General features: G+C 38.2%; 20 protein-coding genes. 9 read left to right on the top strand and 11 right to left on the bottom strand.

Going from position 1 to position 25,533, the window contains the following annotated elements:
• Positions 1 to 341 precede the first annotated feature (341 nt).
• The 3 genes from ABDJ41_RS22370 (at position 342) to ABDJ41_RS22380 (ending at position 2,443) form a co-directional block, all read left to right on the top strand.
• Complete coding sequence (locus tag ABDJ41_RS22370; protein WP_349788382.1) at positions 342 to 1,193, top strand: dienelactone hydrolase family protein; 852 nt, start codon at positions 342 to 344, stop codon at positions 1,191 to 1,193.
• Between the two features lie 153 nt (positions 1,194 to 1,346).
• Positions 1,347 to 1,649 carry an RNA recognition motif domain-containing protein gene (locus tag ABDJ41_RS22375; RefSeq protein WP_349788383.1) on the top strand — a complete coding sequence of 101 codons (303 nt, stop codon included), beginning with the start codon at positions 1,347 to 1,349 and terminating at the stop codon, positions 1,647 to 1,649.
• Between the two features lie 104 nt (positions 1,650 to 1,753).
• Positions 1,754 to 2,443, top strand: a complete 690-nt coding sequence (locus tag ABDJ41_RS22380) for a lysoplasmalogenase (RefSeq protein WP_349788384.1) — start codon at positions 1,754 to 1,756, stop codon at positions 2,441 to 2,443.
• 17 nt (positions 2,444 to 2,460) lie between these two features.
• On the opposite strand, the gene pbpC is transcribed toward ABDJ41_RS22380, so the two are convergent.
• The 4 genes from pbpC to topA all read right to left on the bottom strand — a co-directional run bounded on the left by pbpC (position 2,461) and on the right by topA (position 13,532).
• Positions 2,461 to 4,860, bottom strand: a complete 2,400-nt coding sequence (pbpC, locus tag ABDJ41_RS22385; RefSeq protein WP_349788385.1) for a penicillin-binding protein 1C — start codon at positions 4,858 to 4,860, stop codon at positions 2,461 to 2,463.
• A gap of 3 nt (positions 4,861 to 4,863) precedes the next feature.
• On the bottom strand, positions 4,864 to 10,452 hold the full coding sequence (locus tag ABDJ41_RS22390; RefSeq protein WP_349788386.1) for an alpha-2-macroglobulin family protein: 5,589 nt from the start codon (positions 10,450 to 10,452) through the stop codon (positions 4,864 to 4,866).
• Positions 10,453 to 10,539: 87 nt separating this feature from the next.
• Complete coding sequence (locus ABDJ41_RS22395; protein WP_349788387.1) at positions 10,540 to 10,944, bottom strand: hypothetical protein; 405 nt, start codon at positions 10,942 to 10,944, stop codon at positions 10,540 to 10,542.
• Between the two features lie 5 nt (positions 10,945 to 10,949).
• Complete coding sequence (gene topA, locus ABDJ41_RS22400; RefSeq protein ID WP_349788388.1) at positions 10,950 to 13,532, bottom strand: type I DNA topoisomerase; 2,583 nt, start codon at positions 13,530 to 13,532, stop codon at positions 10,950 to 10,952.
• 547 nt (positions 13,533 to 14,079) lie between these two features.
• On the opposite strand from topA, the gene ABDJ41_RS22405 reads away from it, so the two are divergent.
• The 5 genes from ABDJ41_RS22405 (at position 14,080) to ABDJ41_RS22425 (ending at position 18,635) form a co-directional block, all read left to right on the top strand.
• Positions 14,080 to 15,510 (top strand): Gfo/Idh/MocA family protein, encoded by a 1,431-nt coding sequence (locus tag ABDJ41_RS22405; RefSeq protein ID WP_349788389.1) that lies wholly within the window; start codon positions 14,080 to 14,082, stop codon positions 15,508 to 15,510.
• Between the two features lie 86 nt (positions 15,511 to 15,596).
• A complete protein-coding gene (locus ABDJ41_RS22410) occupies positions 15,597 to 16,109 on the top strand; it encodes a glutathione peroxidase (RefSeq protein ID WP_349788390.1) in 513 nt (170 codons plus the stop codon).
• A gap of 67 nt (positions 16,110 to 16,176) precedes the next feature.
• Entirely contained in the window at positions 16,177 to 16,863 is a 687-nt protein-coding gene (locus tag ABDJ41_RS22415; protein WP_349788391.1) for a hypothetical protein, read from the top strand.
• A gap of 82 nt (positions 16,864 to 16,945) precedes the next feature.
• Positions 16,946 to 17,710: a 5'-nucleotidase C-terminal domain-containing protein gene (locus tag ABDJ41_RS22420; protein ID WP_349788392.1), complete on the top strand. Its 765-nt coding sequence runs from the start codon at positions 16,946 to 16,948 to the stop codon at positions 17,708 to 17,710.
• Positions 17,688 to 18,635 (top strand): metallophosphoesterase, encoded by a 948-nt coding sequence (locus ABDJ41_RS22425; protein ID WP_349788393.1) that lies wholly within the window; start codon positions 17,688 to 17,690, stop codon positions 18,633 to 18,635. The genes ABDJ41_RS22420 and ABDJ41_RS22425 overlap by 23 nt, the downstream gene beginning before the upstream one ends.
• Before the next feature lie 5 nt (positions 18,636 to 18,640).
• On the opposite strand, the gene mnmA is transcribed toward ABDJ41_RS22425, so the two are convergent.
• The 6 genes from mnmA to ribD form a co-directional block, all read right to left on the bottom strand.
• Positions 18,641 to 19,732, bottom strand: a complete 1,092-nt coding sequence (gene mnmA / locus ABDJ41_RS22430) for a tRNA 2-thiouridine(34) synthase MnmA (RefSeq protein WP_349788394.1) — start codon at positions 19,730 to 19,732, stop codon at positions 18,641 to 18,643.
• A gap of 112 nt (positions 19,733 to 19,844) precedes the next feature.
• The gene (locus tag ABDJ41_RS22435) at positions 19,845 to 20,186 is read right to left on the bottom strand and encodes a hypothetical protein (protein ID WP_349788395.1); all 342 of its coding nucleotides are present in this window, start codon (positions 20,184 to 20,186) and stop codon (positions 19,845 to 19,847) included.
• A 50-nt stretch (positions 20,187 to 20,236) separates the two neighbouring features.
• On the bottom strand, positions 20,237 to 21,103 hold the full coding sequence (locus ABDJ41_RS22440) for a nucleoside phosphorylase (protein WP_349788396.1): 867 nt from the start codon (positions 21,101 to 21,103) through the stop codon (positions 20,237 to 20,239).
• 35 nt (positions 21,104 to 21,138) lie between these two features.
• Complete coding sequence (locus ABDJ41_RS22445) at positions 21,139 to 21,753, bottom strand: IMPACT family protein (RefSeq protein WP_349788397.1); 615 nt, start codon at positions 21,751 to 21,753, stop codon at positions 21,139 to 21,141.
• The gene (locus ABDJ41_RS22450; protein WP_349788398.1) at positions 21,753 to 22,610 is read right to left on the bottom strand and encodes a DMT family transporter; all 858 of its coding nucleotides are present in this window, start codon (positions 22,608 to 22,610) and stop codon (positions 21,753 to 21,755) included. Before ABDJ41_RS22450 ends, ABDJ41_RS22445 begins: the two co-directional genes overlap by 1 nt.
• Positions 22,607 to 23,662 (bottom strand): bifunctional diaminohydroxyphosphoribosylaminopyrimidine deaminase/5-amino-6-(5-phosphoribosylamino)uracil reductase RibD, encoded by a 1,056-nt coding sequence (gene ribD / locus ABDJ41_RS22455; protein ID WP_349788399.1) that lies wholly within the window; start codon positions 23,660 to 23,662, stop codon positions 22,607 to 22,609. Before ribD ends, ABDJ41_RS22450 begins: the two co-directional genes overlap by 4 nt.
• Before the next feature lie 90 nt (positions 23,663 to 23,752).
• On the opposite strand from ribD, the gene prmC reads away from it, so the two are divergent.
• Positions 23,753 to 24,616, top strand: a complete 864-nt coding sequence (gene prmC, locus ABDJ41_RS22460) for a peptide chain release factor N(5)-glutamine methyltransferase (RefSeq protein ID WP_349788400.1) — start codon at positions 23,753 to 23,755, stop codon at positions 24,614 to 24,616.
• Here the strand turns inward: prmC and xerD are convergent.
• A complete protein-coding gene (gene xerD, locus ABDJ41_RS22465) occupies positions 24,613 to 25,512 on the bottom strand; it encodes a site-specific tyrosine recombinase XerD (RefSeq protein ID WP_349788401.1) in 900 nt (299 codons plus the stop codon). The genes prmC and xerD overlap by 4 nt on opposite strands.
• Positions 25,513 to 25,533: the final 21 nt, after the last annotated feature.

Genomic DNA, 25,533 nt, shown 5'->3' on the forward strand with positions numbered 1-25,533 from the left:
CTTTAACAAAGTCTCATTATTGTTACTATTTATTTACTGACTAAATTGACATTTTTGTCAATTCGTAAAAGTCCCCAAAGCTAAGATCATAAACACAGAAAACAAAACTTGAAGTCAACCAAGTTTGAATATATTACTTTTTAAAACAAAATTTACAATTTTCTTATAATTAATTCAAATCTCATCAACAATAAACGCTTAAAAATAAGAACTCTTTCCAATATATCGTCCAAAAGAACTATCATAATTTTATTGTTATTAGATTAGTTATTCAATATCAACGTACTAAGCTGTATATTGTATCTTCTTTTATTTCGTTATTTTAATAAAATCAATGGTATATGGACCAGAAAATAATCAACCTGTACGATACTTATACCCATAGTGGCATGAGTAGAAAAGACTTTATGAAAAAGCTTGCAATCTTAACAGGCAGTACTGCACTTGCAATATCAGTTTTACCATTGCTGGAAAATAATTATGCTGCAGCAACGACTGTCAATTTTGATAACCTGAAAACGGAAAACATTAGTTACAAGGGTGTAGATGGGGACATAAAGGCCTTCCTGGCAAAACCTAAAAACAAGGAACATTTAGGATGTGTGCTGGTTATTCATGAGAATAGAGGATTAAACCCGCACATTATTGAGGTAACTAAGAGAGTCGCAAACGAAGGATTTCTTGCCCTTGGGGTAGATGCTCTTTCTCCTTTTGGCGGAACTCCGAGCGATGAAGACAAGGGAAGAGAACTGATTGGCAAACTTGATCCTGAAAAAAATCTTAACAACTATCTGCTGGGATTAGCATATTTACGAAATCGCAAAGATGGAAACGGCAAAACAGGTTGTATAGGTTTCTGTTGGGGTGGAGGAATGGTTGGTAAACTAGCTGTTGCTGATCCGGAATTACAGGCAGGAGTTGCATATTATGGCGCACAACCGAACTCAGCAGGTGTCTATAAAATAAAAGCAAGCATTATGCTGCATTATGCGGGACTGGATGAACGTATCAATGCCGGAATACCTGCTTTTGAATCTGCATTAAAAGAAAATAAAATTGATTATCAGCTATTTATATACAAAGATGTTAATCATGCTTTCAATAATGACACTGCTCCAACAAGATATAATAAATTGGCTGCTGATTTAGCATGGAAACGCTCTATTACATTGTTTAAAGATAAACTAAGCTGACAATTAGAAAAACTTCATTTTAATTTGATTTCGTTAAAACAAAAATTAAGACCTGGTGTTTATATGATTGTCAGACAATTATACGTATAACTGACACTAACCCTTGATTTTAAGCAAAAAAATGCTTACTTTTGTAGAAATTTTTAAACATTAATGAAGATATTTATTACAGGCCTTCCGTTAGAAGTAGGGGAAGATGAACTAACAGCCGTATTTGGTGATTTCGGTCAAGTAAAATCACTTAGAATAATCAAAGATCGTGAGACTGGACAAAGTCGTGGTTTTGGTTTCGTTGAAATGCCTGTTGAAGAAGAGGCAAAAGAAGCAATCAAACGTATGAACGGTGGTGATTATAATGGTAACCGTATTAAGGTTGCTGAAGCACAGGAAAAACCAAATACTGGTGGTGGTGCTGGCGGCTTTAGACGCAATAACCGTACAGAAAAAAGCTACTAAGCTTTTTTCTCTTTTTTACAGAATCTATTTCATAGTTTCAATCTATATAGGGCAACAGTTATGACTTATATCATAACTGTTGTTTTGATTATAGACTTTATATTATGATGAAAAGACACAAATGGTTTAGTGCTGTATTTGCGCTAATCTTTATCCTGCAGCTTACGCTGGGAAATAATGGAATAGGGCATATTGAATACCTGATAAAACCATCCATAGTCCTTTCGCTTCTCATCGTGTTCTTTTTAACCACTAAATTAAAAGGACGCTTCCATAAACGCATATTTATTGGGTTGATTTTCGCTTTGGCAGGGGATGTCCTGTTGATTTATGCTGCTCAGGATCCGGCTTATTTTATGTATGGGCTCATCGCATTTTTATTATGCCATGTATTTTACATCAGCGCATTTTACCTGGATTTCAAATCTGCTCCTGAACTTGATAAAAAAGGAGCAAGGATTGCCATTCTACTTTGTGCTATACTTGCCATAGGCTATTATTTATTCATCAGATCACATCTAGGCATTATGAAACTTCCTGTTATGATCTACATCCTTGTGATCAGTATGATGATGATGATGGCCAGCTTCCGCAATCAACGTGTAAATACTATTAGCTTTAACTTGATTTTATTTGGTGCCATGTTGTTTATGCTTTCAGACTCCATTCTTGCCTACAATAAATTTGTACAACCAATAAACCAAGCCGGTTTATGGATTATGGCAACCTATATGCTCGCGCAATACCTGATTACTATTGGAGCTATTGAACGTAAATTATTGCATAATAACTAAGATCTTTCTTAACCTGCCTAAGGCTTCTCTTTATCCAGAATCGTAAATATCTGAACTAACCTTTCACCTTTATCATCTACTAAGGTCAGCGCATGCTTTCCGGACGCAGGACTGATGGCCAGTTGATGGTAGTTTTGAGTGGTTGCGACATATTCGCCATCAATATGCCAGTAAATCTTAGCATCCGTATTACGGTGCGTAGCATTTAAAACCACCTTACCTCGTCGGCCATCAAACTCTACAGGCACATAAATACTTGCATTGTTTTTAGGGTAAATCATTTCCATAACAAACTGTCCGTCTTCATTACCACAACCTGATTTAAAAGGAGGAAGCAGCTTATAATCACTATGTTTTATTTTATAGTAATATTCCATTGCCGGCGGCAATATAAACCATGATTGATGTACCATGTCCGTCGGGTTCTCGCAAACGTCAGTAACCCGATATGTACCTGTTCTATCTAAATGAATTAATTTATGATAGGGGCATAATGCTGTTTTCTCACCCGATGGTGCCACCAATTCCTCCACAATATCCTTGCAGTAATCTCCGGCTTTATAACCACTTTGTCGACAAACCTTCATTTTCTTTAATTTATGCCGTGGAGTCTGAAACCATTTCCCATCGGGCAATTGTTTGAAAATATCAAACAGAACAGGAGCCGCAACATCAACACCTGTCAAACCTGGTCTGCCTTCACCATCTGCATTGCCAACCCATACACAAACCACATAATCAGGATTTAATCCAATGGCCCATGCATCGCGGAAGCCAAAGCTGGTGCCTGTTTTCCAGGCCAGTCTTTGAGAAGAGGAGAACTGTTCCCACAAACCTTCTTCGCCAGGACGCATTAATTCCTCCATGGCATTAAAAGTATTCCATATTGCGCCATGACTCAATACAGAAGATACCTGCGTTTCATATTCATCATAGCGCGTATCTCGCTTTCTCTTGATATAAGCCGGAGCATCGTAATCATGCGGGTTATATTTCCCTTTATAATCATTAAAATGATTTAAAGTACGTGCCATCCCCATATAAGTTTTGGCAAGATCCCACATTGTAACCTCACTACCACCCAAAATAAGGGACAATCCATAATGATCTGCCGGCTTGTTAAGACTACTAAAGCCTAGTTTTTTCAACTGATCATAAAACCGCTGATACTTATAATTTTGCAACATTTTAACTGCAGGAATATTTAAGGAACGGCTCAGTGCCTTATCAGCAGGAATTGCACCATCATAACCTAAATCATAATTTTGAGGTGAGTAGCCACCAATCTGCGTTGGAACATCCGGTATCAGTGTCCTTGGAAGTATAAATCCATCATTTAGCATACTGGCATATAGCAGAGGTTTCAAGGTACTTCCCGGACTACGTAAAGCTTTAATCATATCGACATGACTTTCCAATTCTTTGTTTTCCGGTTGATAGATATTCCCCACATAACTAATTACTATACCTTGCTTTACATCAAGTACTAGTGCAGATATATTATTGATGTCATTTGCACGGTAACGATTGTTATAACGCTTAAGCAGTGCATTAAGATTTAACTGTAAATCATAATTAATTGTAGATACGATCCTTGTACCATTGTTCTTTATAACCTTAGTTTTACTTAAAGTATTAAATTCACTTTTAAAGCGGTTCAGCAGATGGGGGGCATTCTGAGGTAAAGTCCGGGGCTTACCAGGGATTTGCTCCAGCTTTGATAAATCAGCGGTAGCCTGATCCAGTTTCTTTAAAGTAACTAACTTATCCAGCAGATCATTACGCTTCTTAATTAATCTTACTGTATTTTTTCCCGGATGTACCAGCGACGGGCTGTTTGGCAATACTGCAAGGGTAGCCATTTCGCCCCATGAAAGGGTTTCCGGACTACGGCCAAAGTAACGCCAGGAGGCTGCTTCCAGACCAACAACATTACTTCCAAATGGAGCATTTTCGGCATACAATTGCAATATCTCTGATTTGGAATGAGTCAGTTCAAGCCTTAAAGCCAACAGCACTTCTATGGTTTTCTGCGATACCGTACGACTTTCTTTACGGGATAAACGGATGACCTGCATACTTAATGTACTGCCACCACTAATTACACTTTTAGCCCTCCAGTTTTGTCGCATAGCCCGGCTCATGGCCAGAATATCTACACCAGTATGCTCAAAAAAACGCTTATCCTCAAAAGCTACAATACACTGTACAAACTTCTCTGGAATGGTGTCTGCTACCGGAAAACGCCATTGTCCGTCTTTCGCAATTGCTGCACTGAGGAGTTCACCATTAGATGCCTCTACCACATAGGAAGTAGGACTGGTAAACAACTTCTGTGGCAAAGCAAAACAAAACCACAATAGCAGGAGCAGGCAAACACCATCAGAAATAAAAATCGCTTTCTGGTTTTTCAACATGTTTTATTTAATCACCTGCACCCATTTCCCTGCTTCTGTTGCACTTATGTTATTGTTATACATTGCCTCACATTGCACTGCAGATAGGTAATACCTGCCGATATATGAAGCATTTAGCAAAATTTTATAGGTCACCGTTTCGTTTTCTCTCAGATTGAAATAGGTAAACACACGATCATCTCTGATGTCCTGGTAAGTAAATGGCGACGAAGCAATCATACTTTCATTATCATTTATCCGGGTATTTATGATTTCCCATCCTGACGGAAAGATTTGTGTTAAAGCCATCTGCTCATAATAACCCATTTTCCCAGGATTCCTCAACACAACCTCTGCATAGAAATCCGTACCCTGTTTTAAGGTAGTTACATCTAATGACTTACCATTCATCATTTTATAACTGACATTCATATCCAGCACATCAGGATTATTAGGCAAGAAATCGTTCTGACCCGCAGCAGGTTGCCCTTCCAGAATCACACGTACAAATAATACCCTGTTACCTGTATTGCTGATGGCAACATTATTACCGCCTTTAAAACTCAGTGGGATACTGTTCATAAACTGATTAGAATTGATTTTTCCATTTTTACCATCTATAGTATAACTAAACTGCAGATTGTTAGAAGCAGAATTAGCTCCACAGAATTTAGCTATAGCTAATAAGCTATATGCGGTGGTCTGGGTGCTATACCAGCTGTCCTGACCTAGTTTTACAGCGATCGACTGTATTAATTTTGCTGCATCTGCTTTGCGCCCCATTAAAGTCATGGTTTCAAGAATCATCGCTTCATCTCTCAGATTTGAGCCATACGTTCCGCCCAGCTGATTATAAGGCTGCACTTCCGTTGCTAAACCTTTAATCATATTGCTTGCAGCATCACGTTGTCCGGCAAGCATATAAGCAGCTGCCAAACGCCATTTAGCACTAACAGACAAATACTGGAAGGCTCTTAACCTGTTCATAGCAGCCATATCTGCTCTTTTAGCCAATGCCAATACATATAAACGATAGGATTGTGATAAATCGCCTCCATAAAAATTAGTACTATTCGGCGACCAGTTAGCAGCTTTTACTTTTAAATAGCGCAATAACTCATCAACCATACCCACAGGCAGAGTATATCCTGCATTCTGGGCTTCAACAAGGAAGTGGCCAGCGTAATTACTGCCCCATTCATCTGCAGTTGGTGCACCAGGCCAGTAACCTAAACCGCCCTCTGTAGTCTGATAACCACGCAATCTGTTGATTCCAGCTTTTAAATTACGTTCTGTTTCTGCCTTTTGTTTCTCAGTTAATGGCGTTAATTTATTAAGGTATAACTGAGGAAAAACACCAGAAGTAATCTGCTCCACACAACCATGGGGATATTGAACCAGATAATTTAAGCGTCTTTTAAGGTTGATAGCAGGAATAGAGGAAACTTCTACACTTCCAGTATTGGTACCCGCCATGCCAATAGGAAGATAATTGGTACCCATATTTTTACCAGGCTCCACAATAGAGGAAACTACATTGGTTACAAAAGGATTCGGATTACGTATATCCAGCTCTACATCATAACTTGTTTTTTCTACACCACTTTGAGCAATAAGCTTAATTTTAGCAATACCTGCCATTTCCGGAGCTTTCACTTCAAAATAAGCCATCTGCTCGCCCGGTTGCTTAAAGCTTAACTGAGTGGTTCTATTACCTGTTACCTGCAAGTTCTGCAGCTGTAACTGAACAGTAACATTTTTAAGGTGATTTTCAGTCGCAAATACTGTAGCCGGTAAGGTAAAACTTTCTCCCGGCCCAATTACTCTTGGAACAGTAGCCAGTAACATCAGCGGCTTTTTAACCTGTACAGTTTTTTCAGCAGAGCCATATGCACCGCCCTGACCAGCAACAACCATTGCTCTTACAGAGCCAATGTATTGAGGCAGTTTAAATTTATGAGTTTGTGAGCCTCCTTTACTTAAAGCAAAAGGACCTAAGTATTTGACTACAGGAACAAAACGATTTGCTTTTGCCGGGTTCAGGTTCTTGTTCACACTACCATCACCACCAATACTCAGGATACGCTCCAGATTTCCGCCCCAGGCACCTAATACCTGATCAAAAAGATCCCAGGTTTTAACACCTAAACCTTCACGGGCATAAAATACAGCATGGGGATTAGGGGTTAAATAACGTGTAAGATCCAATAAACCTTCATCCACAATAGCAATGGTATAAGTCATCGCCTTACCATTTTGTTCTGATACAGTGATAGTGCTTTCGGTTTCCGGCCTAAGTTTTTCAGCCATTTTAATCACAGGCTTTAATATAGTCTGCGGATCTTCAACCAATAGAGGGATAGCACCATACATACGGATAGGTAAATCATTTACCGTTTGCGCATGAGGCTGTAATAAAGTCACGTTGGCAAAAACATTTGGCGCCATTTCCTTTTCTGCTTTGAACTTAAATTGTGTTTGTCCCTTTTTAGTATCAGTCCAGAATGTTTTAAGTACTTTACTACCATTCTCAATTGAGATCAGCGCCCTGCCACCTTCACCTGAAGGTATAGTCAGCACCACTTCCTCACCAACCTGAAATTTGGTTTTATTGGCGGTAAATGAAAGCATCGACGCTTCAGTAGGATTACTGCCTTGTTCACGTTGTGCCCAGCCTGGCCAATCAATGTATACAGATTGTCCAGTAACATGTCCGCCGTTTAAATCTCTGATCAGGATTAAATAACGGCCCCATTCTGGTTCATCAATTCTGAATTTCCAGCTGCCTTTACCACCCGAAAGCGTCATATTCTCATGTTTAATCAGCTTATTGTAAGAGTTCTGTGTGAAATTGGCAAAGGAGTTCTCATTATCCTGTTCCCACCACCAACGCCATTGTACTTTATACAGCTCTACACTTACAGTTTTACTTCCTCCAGCAAGTTTTCCATTACGGTCAACATTTACCACATCAACTTTATGGTCCTGTCCGGTAAGCAACATTCCGCTCATCTTATCACCCTCTGGTGTTTTAATACCATAATAATTCTGGTAAACATGATAAGGGATACTGAAATTGTCTATACTGAAATTACCACCAGCCTCAAATACCCTTGTGCTGAAATTAGCCTTAAGCATACCAGGAGCACTGTTATTCTCATTTAAATTGGTATTTACCACAGTTGTTCCATTCTCATTTAAAGTACCTTCGAATATGGTTTTTACCTGCGACTGGAATGATACTGTAGGATTATCAAAGTTATAATTCTCAAACCCTTTAAAGGTGGTTCTCATGGTATTAAGGTTTACATCAACCTTTGCCTTAAGATGCTTACCAGGCGAACCAAACAACCAGGCGGCCGAAAGGTTAGCTGTAGAAGCAGCTCCAGAACCCAAATAGCCACGGTTACCGATATCAAAGTTTATTTTCAGCCTGTTAGGCATAATGGTTTCTATTTTGATAGTCTTGGTAAATACAGCACCTCCAGCTTTAACCTTAGCCATCCAGTTTCCTGTAGGAGCGGTACTTTCTGTTGCAGTCCTGAATGCATAAAAACCATTTAAAGGTTTACCATTGATAGTCCTTTTAACCAATTGCCCTTGTGGATTATATAATTCAAAAGTAACAGGATATCCACCAGGTAATTTTTTCAGCTTATCTTCCAGCACAAAAGATAGAAACACGGAATCTCCCGGGCGCCACACACCGCGTTCTCCATAAATAAAACCTTTCAATCCATTCTGCACTACATCACCACCTACATCAAAACGACTCAACGGAAGGGAATTACCATCATCAAGCTTCAAATAACCACGTTCATCTCCATTTTTAGCAACCAGGAGGAAGGGTTTTCTTTTCAATTCGAATGAAGCCATACCATCACCATCTGTTTTTACAGTATGGATAACCTGACGCTGATAATCAAGCAATTCAATGCTAACCCCACTTAATGTTTTAGCTGTAATCAGATCTGTTGCAATAACCAACATACTGTTATCATTTCCTCTTTTTGCAATCAGGCCTATATTGGATGCAATTAAGTTCCTGCTGGCCCATCTTTCATTAGTATAATAGGATGGAGTACATGGGTTATCTCTGTCTTCCCATCTATAATTATTCGGATAATAACTATTATAGCGTTCCCAGAATTCATCATCTTCATCTATTTTCTCACCATAACGGTCATAATCTTCATAACCTTCTTCATCAGAAGCTTCAGTCTGTGCACATTTGAATACATTATACTCCCGTTTAAATCCTATTGTAACGCGATACATGGCACCAGGTTCAGTTCTGATAATTTTATCAAGATCCAATGTAAAGCGGTGTTTTTTATGCAAATCCAAAGCTTTATCCTCATCCAATCTGATCGTTTTTTGTATAATAGGCTTACCTACACGTCGTAATTCATTTCCATCTTTATAATTGTTAGTCTGGAAGAATTGAGGAATATTATTCTCGTAGATTTTAACAATCGTTACATCAACTGCTTTAAGGTTAACCGCTTCAAAAGGCAACACCAATTTTCCAGAAATAGGAATTATAGCTCCTGTACCAGCAATTGTAACAGATGGCAACTTGTTCTCGAACACAATATTGGCTGTTTTACCTGCCTGTAACTTCTTACCATTAATATTTTCTATGCCTTCATTTACAGTCAGCACATAATTACCTTCTAATGTATTTGGAGAGTATATTTTAACCTGACTGGCATCAATCGTAAAGCGTAGATCGCTGAGTCCTGCTAAAGAGATTAACCCGTTTAAATCTTGTCCCACATTTATTGGTTCTGAAAGTTGCACCAATGCAAAATCTTCTAAATCCTGTACTGCACGAATATTTAAAACTTTGAATACACCATTTGCCGGTACTAAAACAGTTTCTACGCCCTTACTCTGATCTCCGTCTGCATCAATAGGTTTACCAGACCAGATCAATTTTAAAGGAACTTCCTGTCCTGTCTTTTTAATGCTGTCGATGGTAAATGATGAAGTGTTTGCCGCTGGATTGTGTTGCCATTTCACCTTAAGTGATTGTCCAAAATCAAGCGTTAATACCTTCTCTATCAATTTTGTATCTTCTTGATCTGATGTCAAGACCTCGCCACTTAACTTCATGTAATCTAATGAAGTATTATTTTGAGAAACGAGTCCGTTTTGTGTTAAATGAATACCAGGCCTGATGATTTTGAAATCAAATTCAAATGATTCCAATCCTTTTTCAGTTTCCGTAACCTTATCTAAGTTAAAGGTAGCTTCGTAAATTTCTCCTGGTTTTAGATTTTCCTCTGGTCTGAATTCTACGGTTTGTGCATCTATCCAATAGGATTTTCCTTTTATAGAAGGAGAGAAGCTGAACAAATCCCTGCTATCAGGTACACCAACGTCAGTCATTGTTTTAACCTGATTAGCAAGATGTACACGTATAAAACTTTTCTTAGAAATTGTACCAGAGGTATAGGCTTCTATGTATTTGGAATATTGCTGATTATAATCTTTTGGCCTATCTTTTTTAAAGTAAAAGAAAGCACCTATAGCAAACACTGCAAACGTAATGATAGCAATTAGAGCAGCTTTGTTCCGCTGAACAAATGAGGGAGAGTTGTTTTTCATACAAATCTAATTGTGGATATAAGATGTGTACGAATATTATTAAAAATGATTGGAAACGAAAGTCTTTTTTATCAACAATAACAATTCCTACCTGATCATTACCCCAGGCTTATTCACTAAAGGTATGTGAATGAGGTGTTCATCTACAATACTCTCTGGTAGAAAAATGAATTTCTTATCATAAATAACACCATCAATATAATAGCTCAACCAATATTCGTTTGTCAAGCCAAAAACTTCAGGATCTATTGCTTCTACACCAGAAAAGGACCTGGCTTTAATATCTCCGATAAAATGGCGTAAAACTGAAGTTTTGACCATTTTACCGTCTTTCTCTCCATAGCCTTTAGAGCTAATCAAAACATTTTCAATTGGAGTATCTTTCAAGTTTATAATATAAACCGTCCAGTTTTTTACTTCAGGAGTTTCACCTATAAGCACCACCGCCATTGCAATATCTTCAACTATATTTTCAGGAAGATCTTTCTTCATAAATATTACTTCTTCGCTACAGTTTTCTTTGCAGGGGCTTTCTTTTTAGCCGCAGTCTTAGTTCCGGCTGCTTTTTTTGCACCAGTTTTTTTAGGTTCAAAAGCGTTAGGTACTTGTTCAACAATTAGTTTTTTAACTTCATCTAATGAAATTGAAGCCAATTCTTCGGCTGTATATTTATCATTTGTAGCTGGGTTTTTACGTAGTTTCAGCATTTCTTTGCCGAAACGAATAAATGGTCCCCAGCGACCGTTCTCAATAGCAATTTTTTCCGCTGTCCATTGTTGAATAAATCTGTTGGCCTCTTTTTCAATTTTCTTATTGATAAGCTCATCAATATCATTTTGTGATAATTTCTCAAAATGATATGCTTTAGGCACATTGATAAACAGATCATTCCACTTGATAAATGGCCCAAAACGACCGGTACCTTTAGTAACTGGCATACCCTGGAAATGAGCAATTGGTGCATCCGCCGTAATCTTTTCGTCTATAATTTCTATAGCACGCGCCTGATCTACAGACAATGGATCTTCGTTTTTTGGAATTGAAATATAAGTTTCACCCCATTTCACATAAGGGCCAAAACGACCAACACCTACAGAAACTTCCTTATCCTGATAGTCTTCCAATTGGAAAGGCAGTTTAAACTGTTCCAATGCTTCTTCTAAAGTCACCGTACCTACAGACTGCGATTTAGCCAGGCTAGCGTAACGTGGTTTTTCCTCGTCGTCATTTTCACCAATCTGTACCAGTGGTCCAAAACGACCAACTTTAGTGTATACGTTTTTACCAGAAGCAGGATCTATACCTAATAAGCGCTCACCATTTGCACGGTCAGCGGTCTCTAATGTTGTTTCTACTTCTATATGGAAGGGAGTGTAGAAGGAGTGAAGCATTTTAGTCCATTCCTGTAAGCCCTGAGCAATCTCATCAAATTCCTTCTCTACATTCGCTGTAAAGTTAAAATCAACTATTCCTTTAAAGTGTTCTACCAGAAAATCATTTACAACCTCACCAATATCAGTAGGAAAGAGTTTACCCTTTTCAGCTCCTGTAATTTCAGATTTAGTTCTTTTAGTTACCGCTCCATTGATTAATTCAATAGCACCAAAACTACGTTGGCGTCCATCACGATCTTCTTTAATAACGTAACCACGATTTTGAATGGTAGAGATAGTCGGTGCATAAGTAGAAGGCCTACCAATACCCAGTTCTTCCAATTTCTTAACCAGCGAAGCCTCAGTATAACGAGCCGGAGGTCTTGAAAAACGCTCAGTAGCATTCATTACTTTTAAAGTAAGCTCTTGTCCGCGTGACAACGGAGGCAGCATGCCATGATTTTCTGAATCATCACTATCGTCTTCATCAGAAGATTCCAGGTAAACCTTTAAAAATCCGTCGAACTTCAATACTTCGCCTTCAGCGATTAATTGTTCTTTACGTGTGCTTGCTGCAATTTGAGCAGTTGTTTTTTCAAACAATGCTTCACTCATCTGCGAAGCAATTGCACGTTTCCATATCAGTTCATATAAACGTTGCTCTGAGCTATCACCCGTTACAGTATGATGATTGAAATAAGTAGGGCGGATGGCTTCGTGAGCTTCTTGTGCACCTGCTGATTTCGTTTTATAAGTTCTTGGTTGATGATATTTATCGCCATAAGCAGATTTGATTTCTGCCGCAGCTGCCTGTAAAGCAGTTTCAGAAAGGTTTACAGAATCCGTTCTCATATAAGTGATACGTCCGCTTTCATATAACCTTTGTGCAATTTGCATTGTTCTACTTACCGAATAACCCAATTTACGTGATGCTTCCTGTTGTAAAGTAGAAGTTGTAAAAGGGGCGGCAGGATTGCGTTTTGCAGGTTTAGTTTCCAGGCTATCTACTGAAAAGCCTGCGCCAACACAGTCGTTCAGAAATTTCTCAGCATCAGCTTCTTTTTCAAAACGTTGTGGCAACTCTGCTTTAACCAGTTCTCTGGCATTGCCAGTGCTAAACTCGGCAGTTATTTTATAAGCTGCAGCAGCATTAAATTTATTGACTTCACGTTCTCTATCTACAATTAAACGAACAGCAACAGATTGTACACGTCCTGCAGATAATGAAGGTTTAATTTTTTTCCATAATACAGGAGAAAGCTCAAAACCTACTAATCTATCTAATACACGTCTGGCTTGCTGAGCATTTACCAGGTTGTAATCAATAGATCTCGGTGTTTCAATCGCTTTTAATATAGCTGGTTTAGTAATCTCATGGAAAACAATACGCTTTGTTTTATCCGATTTTAGTCCTAGCGTTTCATATAAATGCCATGAGATGGCTTCTCCCTCGCGGTCCTCATCGGATGCAAGCCATACCATTTCTGCGTCCTTAGCTAGTTTCTTTAGTTCTGCCACCACCTGCTTCTTATCAGATGGAACTTCATAAGTTTGCGCAAAGTTATTGGATATATCTATCCCCATATCTCCCTTAACCAAATCACGGATGTGCCCGTAACTTGATTTAACAAGAAAATCCTTACCTAAATATCCTTCTATCGTTTTTGCTTTCGCAGGTGACTCAACTATTAATAAATTCTTCGCCATTCAGACCGTTTTTCTGCAAATAAAGCTATAAATAAGGCTAATTTCAAAATTCGACAGACATTTTATAATAAATTTATCCATAAACCGCTGATTTAATCTCTTATATGCAGTATTTATTAATTCAACTTTATTCTACCTTAATACAATCAACTGATTTTATATTGGTATATTACTAATCTCATTCTGGTAGGGTAGTACGATGTTAGTATCAGAACAGTATGAGAGTAGTATGAGGTTAGTAGTTGTCATTAAGGTGACCATAAGGTTGATGCAGAGATTGTGCAGGGCTACTGCAAAAATCGTCTATTTTTCTTTTTCTAATCTATTTGCTTTAAATAGCTGTAATATGCATATTTACTTTATACCAATTATGCTATGCATTCTCGCGATCTCAACAAGACCTTATATCCTGCAGGGGAATGAAACAGTCCCAAAATTGCTTTTACCCCAGAAAGAGTGGAACTCTGGCTGAATGCGAAACTAATTGTATCTTTCGTCCCTTAACATTAAGATTAAAAACTATAATCGATCAATAATTAAATCAATCATGAACAAACGCGAATTCTTAAAAAAAAGTGCTATAGGTGCCTTGGGGATCATGCTAGCCCCGTCTCTGTTGAAAGCTTCCTTAAAGGGGGAGCGTTTGCGAACCGCCCATATCGGTGTCGGGGGCATGGGAGAGGCTGATCTGAAGGCCGTCTCATCCCATGCAAATGTTGATGTGGTGGCTCTTTGCGATGTAGATTCCCGGAATTTATCCGCCGCACACAAACTCCACCCTAAGGCTCGTGTATTTTCTGATTATCGCATTATGTTGAAGGAACTCGGCCATGAAATTGACGCGGTCATCGTATCCACACCGGATCATACCCACGCCCCAGCTTCTATGCTGGCCATGCAGATGAACAAATCCGTCTATTGCCAGAAGCCGCTCACCCACTATGTATCTGAATCTCGGGCGATGAAAAAACTTGCGAGCGAAAAAGCATTGGTTACTCAGATGGGCATTCAGGTGCACTCTTTTTATGATTATAAGCTGGCCTCACTTTTAATCCAATCCGGTATTATCGGGAAGGTTCATACCGTACATGCTTGGTCGCCGAAAAACCATGGTTACGACGGCCTTCCCCCTCAAGGCGAGGATCCGGTTCCAGCATATTTGGACTGGAATCTGTGGGCAGGAACTTCACGTAAGAGACCCTATAAAGAAGGGGTGTATCACCCTGGAGTCTGGAGGAAATTGATGGACTATGGCTGCGGTACCTTAGGTGATATGGGCGTGCATATTTTTGATACACCCTACAATGCCTTGCAATTGGATGTTCCGCGGACCATCATCAATGAGTGCCGAGCAGCCAACGGCTTCGGCTTTCCAGAACAGAATAAGGTAACCTATGAGTTTCCAGGGACCGAATACACCACCAAGGCCTTAAAATGGATATGGTATGACGGACAAGGTGCCCCGGCAATGAACGAAGATCTTATGTTACCGGGTATGGATACCCAAGCAGATAGAAAGCAACAGAGTAAGGCTGCGGATAGTGCAGGAAAAGTGTCCCTTGATCCCATGATAGCAGGCGAGCATGAGTTACCAGAACAAGGAGCGATGTTTGTGGGTAAAAAGGGACGTTTGTTGTTACCTCACTTTATGCAATTGCCCAAGAAAATTGTCAATGGAAAGTATGTTGATATTTCAGAAGAAATTGCCAAACTTACCAAAGAGCACAACCTAGGCGAGCCCATCCGCGATTACGAAACCGAAGGTGCTAAGCACTACCACCAATTTGTAGATGCCTGTTTGGGAAAAGCGAAATGTTCGGCACCTTTTGATTATGCCTCAAGATTAACAGAGACGATTCTTTTGGGGACCATAGCAGGGCGTTTCCCCGGAGAAACCTTGCATTGGGATGCTAAAACCGCCAAGTTTAAAGAGGAAAAAGCTAATACTTATTTGACCGGCGAATATAGGGCATTTTAAAAAAGTAGGGTATTTTTACTATTCCATTATAGTTTTCTAAACTATTTGTCCTTAGATTCGTATATATCCTTTAAAACCTTAAAACGATGAATACATTATTAATATTAATGACCTTGCTTTTTAATCCTCCAACAAAAAGCGTTTATGACTTTTCTTTTAAAACTATTGATGGTAAAGAAGTGAAGCTGTCTAAATTTAAAGGTAAAAAAATTCTGATTGTAAATACAGCTTCAAAATGTGGCTATACACCGCAATATGACGATCTGGAAAAATTACATAAACAGTATGGTAATAAATTGGTGTTGATCGGCTTCCCGGCAGGAAATTTTGGCGGACAAGAATTGGCAACCAATAGTGAAATCAAAGAATTTTGTACTGGAAAATTTAATGTTACTTTTCTGTTAGCTGAAAAAAGCAGTGTTAAAGGACCCGACATCAATCCTTTGTTCAAATATCTTACTACAGCAGAAAACCCTGATTTTACTGGCGACATCAACTGGAACTTCGAGAAATTTCTGATCAATGAAAAAGGACAACTGGTACACCGTTTCCGGTCTAAAGTAAAACCTTTGGATGAAGCTATCACAAAAAACCTGTAAGAACAGAGATTGTTGTTACAGGTTTATCACAGGTATTATCCTGTAACAACATTAATCAATTATAGACATGAGAGTTAACGCTTTAAAAACAATTCTTGTTAGTTTGTTGATTATTTTTTCTTTACCCAGGTCTTTTTCTCAAATACCTTTAAATTCCTGTGGTATTAATTTAACCATTCCTACTTTCAAAAAAGATTCAGTTTTTTCTGACAGCGAACAGATATTAATTAGAAAAAAGGTCTTAATTCCCATTCAACAGTCTAAATCGAACTTTGAGATAAGATTATATAGCTACCCATACTTTAGCCCTGGGAAAACCATAGTTATAAAGTGTAATGGGAATAAGATTGAAATAAATCATTATGGATTAGGCTTCCAACCAACTTTAGATCGAACAAGAATATATAAAAATTCTAAAAACCTGGGACCTTTACCAGAAAATCCAGGTATGGATGTATTGGTTTTTTATGAGAATCAATTAAAACTTGAAGACTACACCTGGCAAGATTTCTTTAGTAAATTAATAGATAATTATTTTTTTGATCTGGTTCCCCAAACTGAAATTCAAAAAAAAGTTAAAACAGCTCATAGCAATATTGAAATCATAGGTGAATCCGCATTATACATACAAATTAAAGTAGGTAATAATTTTAGAAATATGAAATTTTCTGGATCCTTTGGAGATGCTGCTCAGGATATACCTGAATACAGATACCTCTCTAACATTTATTCCATTTTAAGTAAAATTAAATAGCAACGGTAAATTTAACATGAAGTTCAATTCAACTTTTCTCTGTTTCTAGTAACTTTGCTGCGTTCAGAATGAAAAAACGCATATGGTAAAGAATCTGAAGTATCTTTTCAAAGGAAGTTTAGCCCTCTCGGCTGCTTCATTTTTATTATCCTGCTCTACAGGATACCAATTGGTCAAGGCCAATAGGGCAGAATACAATATCAATAAGAATCTAACTGTTGATAGTTCGATCATAAAATCTTACCTACCTTATAAAACACAACTGGATGCAGAAATGAACCAGATTCTGGGTTATTCGGAGGTTGAAATGGTTAAAAGCAATGATTTACCAGAAACTGTACTTGGCAATTTCTTTTCCGACGCTGTTTTAGCTGAGGCTTTAAAAACGGATCCAACGATTGATTTCTCTATGCCATCAACAAAAGGAGGGATCAGGGTAGATGTACCTAAAGGAGCAATAAAACTATCTAACATTTTTGAACTGATGCCATTTGAAAATGAGTTGATTGCTTTTACGCTAAAAGGAACAGATGTACAAGAGCTGATTAATTTTATTGCAGCAACCAACGGTCAGCCTGTTGCAGGAATCAGACTCAAAATAAAAAACAAAAAGCCTGTAGATGTATTTATTAAAGGTAAACCCTTTGATCCACAAAAAACATACAGAGTACTCACCTCAGATTATATTGCTGGAGGTGGCGATAATGCCCTTGGATTTAAAAATCCTATTGAAAAAAAGGTGCTTGGATTAAAAGTACGACAAGCTATAATCAATTATGTTAAAGCCAACCAGGCTGCTGGTAAAACCCTTAACCCTAAATTAGATGGAAGAATTGTTAATGATTAACCGCAGAGACTTTATAAGAACAGGGGGGATAACAGCTGCTGCAACAGCTTTGAGTTTAAATTCCTTTGGTTCTATGGCAGCAGGAGATGTGATAAAACTAACCATTCTGCATACCAATGATGTGCATAGTCGTATTGAGCCTTTCCCGATGGACGGATCAAGAAACCAGGGCTTAGGAGGTACAGCCAGACGTGCTGCACTGATCAACAACATCAGAGCAAAAAACCAGAATGTATTGCTTTTGGATGCAGGTGATATATTTCAGGGTACACCATACTTTAATAAATTCGGAGGAGAGCTCGAAATTAAGCTCATGACGGCAATGGGCTATGACGCGGCAACAATGGGGAACCACGATTTTGATAATGGACTGGAGGGCTTTAAAAAGCAACTGCCGCATGCCAGCTTTCCTATACTTTGCAGTAATTATAACTTTTCGAATACCTTGCTCAAAGGGGACACTCAACCTTATAAGATATTTAAAAAACAAGGTTTAAAGATTGGCGTTTTTGGTATTGGGATTGAACTGAAAGGCTTAGTAGAGGAAAAAAATTATGGAGATACCGTTTTCATTGATCCCGTTGTAAAGGCAAATGAAATTGCCGATCTGTTAAAGCTAGAGTTAAAGTGTGATCTTGTAATATGCTTATCTCATTTAGGTTATAAATACAAGAACAATAAGGTTTCAGATCAGGTACTGGCAAAAAACAACAAGAATATAGACCTGATTATAGGCGGACATACTCATACTTTTATGAAGGAACCAGAAGATGTAACCAATTTAAGCGGTAAGATAACAACCATAAACCAGGTTGGTTTTGCAGGAATAAACCTCGGTCGGATTGATTATTATTTTGAACGTTATAAAGGGAAGCGGATTAAAACCGCCTCACCTTATTTAATAACTAATGAATTAGATAGTTAATCCTTTTAGCAAAGGAAACCACCACCTAAAAGGTCATTCCCCTCGTAAAATACAGCGGACTGACCTGGTGCTATTGCAGATACATTGTGGTCAAACACCACACGCATTTTATCTTTCTCCTGTACAATAGTACTGAGCATACCTGCGTCTTTATATCTTATTTTGGTCACCACGTTATCCATTGGCTCTAAAATACTTTCATATTTCACCATGTTCACGTTTCTAACCAGCGCTTCTCTGCGTTCCAGTTCTTCAGCTCTGCCTAACACTACAGTATTGCTTTCCGGAAGAATCTGAGTAACAAACATAGGCTCACCAAAGGCTATGCCCAGACCTTTTCTTTGTCCGATGGTATAGAAAGGATATCCTTTATGCTGTCCAACTACCATACCGTTACTGGTGATAAAGTTTCCACCTGCAACACGTTGTTCCAGATCTTCTACTTTATGCCTTAAGAAGGAACGGTAGTCATTATCCGGTACGAAACAGATTTCATAACTTTCACTTTTCTTAGCCAGTTCTTCCTGTCCCATATCAAGGGCCATTTGTCGGATGTCAGCTTTAGCAAAAGAACCTAAAGGAAACTGTGTACGTGCAAGATTTTCTTGTGAAACTCCCCATAACACGTAAGATTGATCTTTATTTTCATCTTTACCTTTAGAAATCACATGTCTGCCCGTATCTAATTTACGGATGTTTGCATAGTGACCGGTTGCAATAAATTCACAATCCAGCTTGTTGGCACGTTTTAATAAAGCTTCCCATTTGATATGCGTATTGCATAAAACACATGGGTTAGGGGTACGCCCTGCCAGGTATTCATCAACAAAGTTGTCGATTACAAAATCACCAAATTCGTCTCTAATATCAAGGATATAATGTGGAAATCCGTAGTTTACAGCAAGTGTGCGGGCATCATTGATGCTATCTAAACTACAACAGCCAGTTTCTTTACTGCTGCTGCCTGAAGTGGCATAATCCCATGTTTTCATGGTCAGACCAATAACTTCATATCCTTGTTCGTGCAACATCACTGCTGCTACTGAACTGTCAACGCCACCACTCATGGCGACTAATATTCTACCGCGTTTGCTCATAATTCTGATACTGACTCGGGTTCAAGGCCCGGTAAATAAATAATAAAAGGCAAAAGTAAGGCTTTTTAGCCTATTTACAAATTGATGATCTATAGCAGGACTCTAATAAGATTTAAACAAAGGCAGGTACAATGCTATTGGGATCATTACCTTGGATTTGGTTCCTACGTATATCTTCCAGATCAACTGGCTTTTTGATGATCTTTTTACCTAAACCTGCGGCAGCAGTATACAATAAAAAACCACCAAGAGCCACCTCTTCAACAGCTAGAATAGGGTGTTTCTGGATATTTCGAACTCCTTTTTGAAAAAAATAAACCCCGGCAATTACAGATATCAATCGCTTGCCTGCTTCTAATTCCTCTGTCGCATACCTGGAAATAGCGTTATCATATTTATCTAATAATGAACTTAATATGGTTATAGTAAATTTCTCTTTTATATTTTGTAACATAGTATTTCAGTTAAATAGTACTTAATTAACGTTTAATGGGCTTTTTTGTTTTAAAGCTTATCTAAAACCATGCCTATTGCTTTGTCGACCACCTGTTGAGGATTCTTACTGAATTCAAAGTTCACCCTGCTGGCTAATATGGCATTTACAGACAATGCTTTATGTCCCAATACCTTAGCAAGCGCATAAATTCCAGCCGTTTCCATTTCTAAATTTGTAATTCTTACTTGCTGATGACGAAAGGTATTGAGTTGTGTAATGAGATCGGGGACGGCATTCTTAGCTCTGACCTGTCGACCTTGAGGTGCATAAAATCCTGGGGCGGTAACAGTTACACCTTGTTCCATCTGACTACCTATCGACTGTAAAAGTCCGGCATCAGCAGCGGTAACGTAAGGTACAATCCCCCTAAAATGTGCAAAATACGTCTTAAATGCATCTAAAAAACTATGTTCATCGCCGGATAACTCATGGATATAATAATTCATTAAAGCATCCAGCCCTAAACCAAATGAAGAAGCTAATATAGTACCCATCGGTACATCTGGCTGAATGGCTCCTGAAGTACCGATCCGAATGATATTTAAGGATGTTAATTTTTCTTTAACCATCCTGCTCTGAAAATCAACATTCACCAAAGCATCTAACTCATTGAATACTATATCAATATTATCTGTGCCAATACCAGTAGAAAGTACAGTTATACGTCTCTTGCCAAGAAATCCTGTATGGGTAATAAACTCACGCTTCCCTTTTTTGAGTTCTATTTTATCGAAATGCTTAGAAACCTCTGTTACCCGATCCGGATCGCCAACGGTAATAACAGTTTCAGCCAGGTCTTCTGGAAGGAGATTTAAGTGGTAAATGCTTCCGTCTGGATTAATAATCAGGTCTGATGGAGATAAAGCGTGTCCCATAATTAAGCTTAAGTATAGGATAAAGCTATAAATTATCAGGCAGTAAAAAGGTATTTTAATTGAACTCCTTCTATTTTTTCAATCTTTCCCAAGATACTGTTGAGGCTGGATTTTCTGATTTCAATCTTAATACTGCAGGAGTTATCGAATTCCTGCGACAGAATATTTAACCTTTCCTCTTTAATCAGCTTCATCACATCATTCATCAACAGGTAATCGAACTGTAACTCATATATATCGTTTACTGTTTTCTCAATTACCTCAGCAGCTTGAATTGCCTCTACAGCAGCTGTTTTATACGCATTTATAAGTCCCGGCACCCCTAGCAATGTGCCACCAAAATAACGAACTACTACAATTAGTACATTGGTAATATCGGCAGAAAGCATTGAGTTTAGTATTGGCCTGCCTGCTGTACCAGAGGGCTCACCATCATCCTGAACACGAAATATACTCCTGTCCGGACTTAAACGAAATGCCCAGCAAAAGTGCCTGGCTTTAGGATGTTCTGCCCTCAATACTGCTAAAATATCTTTTACAGCATCTTCGGATAAAATGGGGTAGGCATAACCAATAAACTTACTCCCACGGTCTCTGAATATACCTTCTGAAGGAGCTGATATAGTTTTATAAGTATCGTCGAACAGCATTAAAAGAATGGATTGGTAATAAGAAGTATGGCTACAAGTGAAAGTGCTAACCCCCAGTAATTCAATTTATTTAACTTCTCTTTGAATATAAGTATACCTACTAAACTACCCAGAATAATAACCCCCATGTTCATTGCTGCGAATACAACAGAAGGGTTATCTGCCATTGCACGATGTGCTTTCAGATAGAACAGGATATTGAAGAAATTGAAAAAGCCTAAAATACATCCACAAAGGAAATTTACCAATTCAACTTTCTGTTTTTTAACTATGGAAAGATAGAAAATGGAGAGGAGTGACACTATGAAAGCCAGAAAAAAGATAATGATTAATGAACTGGTATAGGGGATATCCTTAATTTGGGCCACTTTTTTAAAAAGGGTATCAATAACTCCAAAACCAACAAAAACAAACATTGGATACAACCAGTTTAAGCCCTCATTTTTCTGTACTGTCTTTTTATGAAGTGTAAAAAATATAGCGATAAAACCAACTGATAAGCCCACGATTTTAAGCGTACTGAAGCTTTCTTTGAAAAGGAAATAAGAGGCCAGCAAAGGGATAAACAAGGATAAACGCTGTGCAATATCAGTTTTAACAATTCCAATATGACGTACAGATCCTGCCAAAAACCAGAAAACAAGGGGCAACAATATACCTAAAGCAATATAAACCGGATCAATTGAAGCTGAAAAGAAACTACTGAAACTGGGTTTGTAAAAAATGAATGCAAGAACAATAGCGAACAAATAGTTCCAGGTAACTGCCTGGGTAACGTTTATTTTATATCTTTTAGCAAGTTTGAGGAGGATGGCGACTGTAACACTACAGCAAATACTGATAAGTAGGAATATCATGAATGGTTATTTTGATATATGGTAAGTGTATCGGTTTCTATATTAAATTGATCTGTAATTACTCCGTTTATTTGCGGAGAAGGAATACCTTCTTTCCAGATTTTATTAGAGTTAAACACCCTGGCTTCATCCCAGAGGTTCCCTTTGATAAACTGATGTAGAATATTTGCTCCACCTTCTATAATAACGGATTGTATATCCATTAGATACAATTGGAATGCTATTTTCTGAGGCAGGTAATATTGCATATCCTCCATTTGGATATAATGGATATTATTCTGGACTTCCGTCTTCTGTTCATTAAATACAACTGTTTTAGCTACATCATTAAAAAGATTGTTGCTCAGTGGAATCTCCAGATTGCGGTCTATAACAATACGAATAGGGTTTTTACCTTGCCACTCCCTGACATTTAATTGTGGGTTGTCTGCCAAAGCAGTAAGCTTTCCAACAAGAACTGCATCTTCTTCAGTTCGCCATTTATGAACCAGTTGTTTTGCCATAGTACCGGTTATCCAACGCTGAGCAACATCCTTAGGCGCAAAATATCCATCAGCAGTACTTGCCCATTTTAAGATGATATAAGGTCTTTGTTTACGGATCCTGGTAAAAAAACGACGGTTAAGCTGAGAACATTCCTGTTCCAATACTCCTGTAACAACTGCTATACCAGCATTTTTAAGTTTCTCAATCCCTTTTCCATCTACATCTGCAAAAGGGTCTCTATTGCCAATTACAACTTTCTTAACACGATGTCTGACAAGCAGATCCGCACAGGGTGGAGTTTTACCAAAATGTGCACATGGCTCCAAACTCACATAAACAGTCGCCCTTGCCAGTAAGCCAGCCGCTTGGTCAGCGTATTTTTCAATAACTGAATGAATTGCATTTACTTCTGCATGTGCCTCACCGTACTTAGCATGATAGCCTTCACCAATAATTTTCTGGTCACTTACAATAACACAACCAACCAGCGGGTTTGGGCTCACATTTCCCATACCAAGGTTTGCTAATTCCAGGCATCGCTGCATGTATAATTCGTCTGTCATCATAGCAAAAGTAAGGTTAAATTACGATTTATGGATGATGAACTTCTAATAACAGTGTAACAATACCTTAGGTATTATCATTATTTTTGTAGTATGAAATTACAGGATTTAGCAAGGGAGTTTAAAGATGGGCTATATGATATTTATGGACATGATGAAACGGAATCTATATTTTTAATCGCCATTCAGTCTGTCTTACAGTACAAAAGAGCTGATTACCTACTTAAAAAAGAGGAGTCCCTTTCTGCTGAACACCTGACTAAATTGCAAAACATCCTATCTGAACTGAAAACAGGCAAACCTTTGCAATACATACTTGGTGAAACTGTATTTTATGGTTTTCCATTTAAGGTAAATGCTGCTGTACTGATACCTAGACCTGAAACTGAGGAACTGGTAGAATGGATAATTGAAAGTGCTGAACTCGCTGATGTTACTGGAACTGGTTTGCGCATTCTGGATGTTGGAACAGGTAGTGGTTGCATTGCTGTTTCTTTACAGAAAAGTCTGCCAAACTGTAAAGTATCTGCACTGGATATATCTAAAGAGGCAATTGAGACTGCTTCAATTAATGCATCATTAAATGAGGTAGATATAAAGTTCATACATGCAGACATCAGGACTTTTGCAACCGAAAAAAAGTTTGATTTAATAGTGAGTAATCCGCCTTACATTACACAACGTGAAAAAGAGGAAATGCACGACAATGTGTTGGGGCATGAGCCTCATTTGGCTTTATTCGTTGGAGATGAAAAACCATTAGAATTTTATGAGGCTATAGCTGATTTCGCCTGGCTAAGTTTAAGTGATATGGGCTTATTGTTCTTCGAAATCAATGAACATTTAGGTCAGGAAACTGTTGATATGCTATCTTCTAAATCATTTATAAACATAGAATTAAGAAAAGATATGCAAGGGAAAGACAGGATGATTAAATGTGAAAAAGCGAACGTTTAACTTCTGGAATGAAAATCAGTCACAACACCTTTTAAATAACCTCTGTCAAGATGTGTATAAATCTCGGTCGTAGTAATACTCGAGTGTCCCAGCATCTCTTGTACAGCTCTTAAATCTGCTCCGCCCTCTATTAAATGTGTAGCAAAGGAATGACGGAAGGTGTGGGGACTAATGCTTTTTCTTAAGCCTGACTTTTCAGCAAGTGTCTTAATGATATTAAAAACGGATATACGTGACAGCCTGGTTCCTGATCGGTTGAGAAAGATATAATCCTCAAATCCTCTTTTTATGGGTATATGAACCCTTGTTTGATGAAGGTAAATGTTAATATATTTCAATGCGGTTAACCCAATAGGCACCAGACGCTCTTTATTTCCTTTTCCAGTAACTTTAATAAATTCATTATCCTCATAAATATCGGATATTTTCAGGTTGATCAACTCCGAAACTCGTAATCCACAACCATAGAGGGTTTCCAGAATAGCTTTATTACGCATCCCATCAGGTTTTGAAGCATCAATTATATTGATCATTGCATCAATTTCATGTATTTCCAGCGTATCCGGAAGATGGCGTGCTAAACGTGGCGTTTCGAGATTTTCTGATGGGTCTGTATCGATGACTTCTTCAAGCACCAGAAAGCTAAAAAATGATTTGAGTGAAGAGATCACCCTTGCTTGTGTACTTGCCATCATTCCCAACTCATTGATCCAGCTAATAAATAGCTTTAAATCTGAACTATTGATCTGCTTTAAATCAGGCACTTGTCCAATACTTTCAAAATACTGCAATAATTTATTTAAGTCGCCAAGATAGCTTTCAATAGTGTTTAAGGATAGAGAACGCTCTAACTTAAGGTAATTTTTAAACGATTGCAGGTAGGGGTTATGAATCACAAAAAAGAATTTTATACTCGA

Origin of the sequence: Pedobacter sp. ASV1-7 (genome assembly GCF_040203335.1) — a bacterium.
Lineage (GTDB): Bacteria > Bacteroidota > Bacteroidia > Sphingobacteriales > Sphingobacteriaceae > Pedobacter.

Coding starts and splice junctions, on each gene's coding strand:
- ABDJ41_RS22370 (WP_349788382.1), top strand. CDS start 342: ATGGACCAGAAAATAATCAACCTGTACGATACTTATACCCATAGTGGC.
- ABDJ41_RS22375 (WP_349788383.1), top strand. CDS start 1,347: ATGAAGATATTTATTACAGGCCTTCCGTTAGAAGTAGGGGAAGATGAA.
- ABDJ41_RS22380 (WP_349788384.1), top strand. CDS start 1,754: ATGATGAAAAGACACAAATGGTTTAGTGCTGTATTTGCGCTAATCTTT.
- pbpC (WP_349788385.1), bottom strand. CDS start 4,860: ATGTTGAAAAACCAGAAAGCGATTTTTATTTCTGATGGTGTTTGCCTG.
- ABDJ41_RS22390 (WP_349788386.1), bottom strand. CDS start 10,452: ATGAAAAACAACTCTCCCTCATTTGTTCAGCGGAACAAAGCTGCTCTA.
- ABDJ41_RS22395 (WP_349788387.1), bottom strand. CDS start 10,944: ATGAAGAAAGATCTTCCTGAAAATATAGTTGAAGATATTGCAATGGCG.
- topA (WP_349788388.1), bottom strand. CDS start 13,532: ATGGCGAAGAATTTATTAATAGTTGAGTCACCTGCGAAAGCAAAAACG.
- ABDJ41_RS22405 (WP_349788389.1), top strand. CDS start 14,080: ATGAACAAACGCGAATTCTTAAAAAAAAGTGCTATAGGTGCCTTGGGG.
- ABDJ41_RS22410 (WP_349788390.1), top strand. CDS start 15,597: ATGAATACATTATTAATATTAATGACCTTGCTTTTTAATCCTCCAACA.
- ABDJ41_RS22415 (WP_349788391.1), top strand. CDS start 16,177: ATGAGAGTTAACGCTTTAAAAACAATTCTTGTTAGTTTGTTGATTATT.
- ABDJ41_RS22420 (WP_349788392.1), top strand. CDS start 16,946: ATGGTAAAGAATCTGAAGTATCTTTTCAAAGGAAGTTTAGCCCTCTCG.
- ABDJ41_RS22425 (WP_349788393.1), top strand. CDS start 17,688: ATGGAAGAATTGTTAATGATTAACCGCAGAGACTTTATAAGAACAGGG.
- mnmA (WP_349788394.1), bottom strand. CDS start 19,732: ATGAGCAAACGCGGTAGAATATTAGTCGCCATGAGTGGTGGCGTTGAC.
- ABDJ41_RS22435 (WP_349788395.1), bottom strand. CDS start 20,186: ATGTTACAAAATATAAAAGAGAAATTTACTATAACCATATTAAGTTCA.
- ABDJ41_RS22440 (WP_349788396.1), bottom strand. CDS start 21,103: ATGGGACACGCTTTATCTCCATCAGACCTGATTATTAATCCAGACGGA.
- ABDJ41_RS22445 (WP_349788397.1), bottom strand. CDS start 21,753: ATGCTGTTCGACGATACTTATAAAACTATATCAGCTCCTTCAGAAGGT.
- ABDJ41_RS22450 (WP_349788398.1), bottom strand. CDS start 22,610: ATGATATTCCTACTTATCAGTATTTGCTGTAGTGTTACAGTCGCCATC.
- ribD (WP_349788399.1), bottom strand. CDS start 23,662: ATGATGACAGACGAATTATACATGCAGCGATGCCTGGAATTAGCAAAC.
- prmC (WP_349788400.1), top strand. CDS start 23,753: ATGAAATTACAGGATTTAGCAAGGGAGTTTAAAGATGGGCTATATGAT.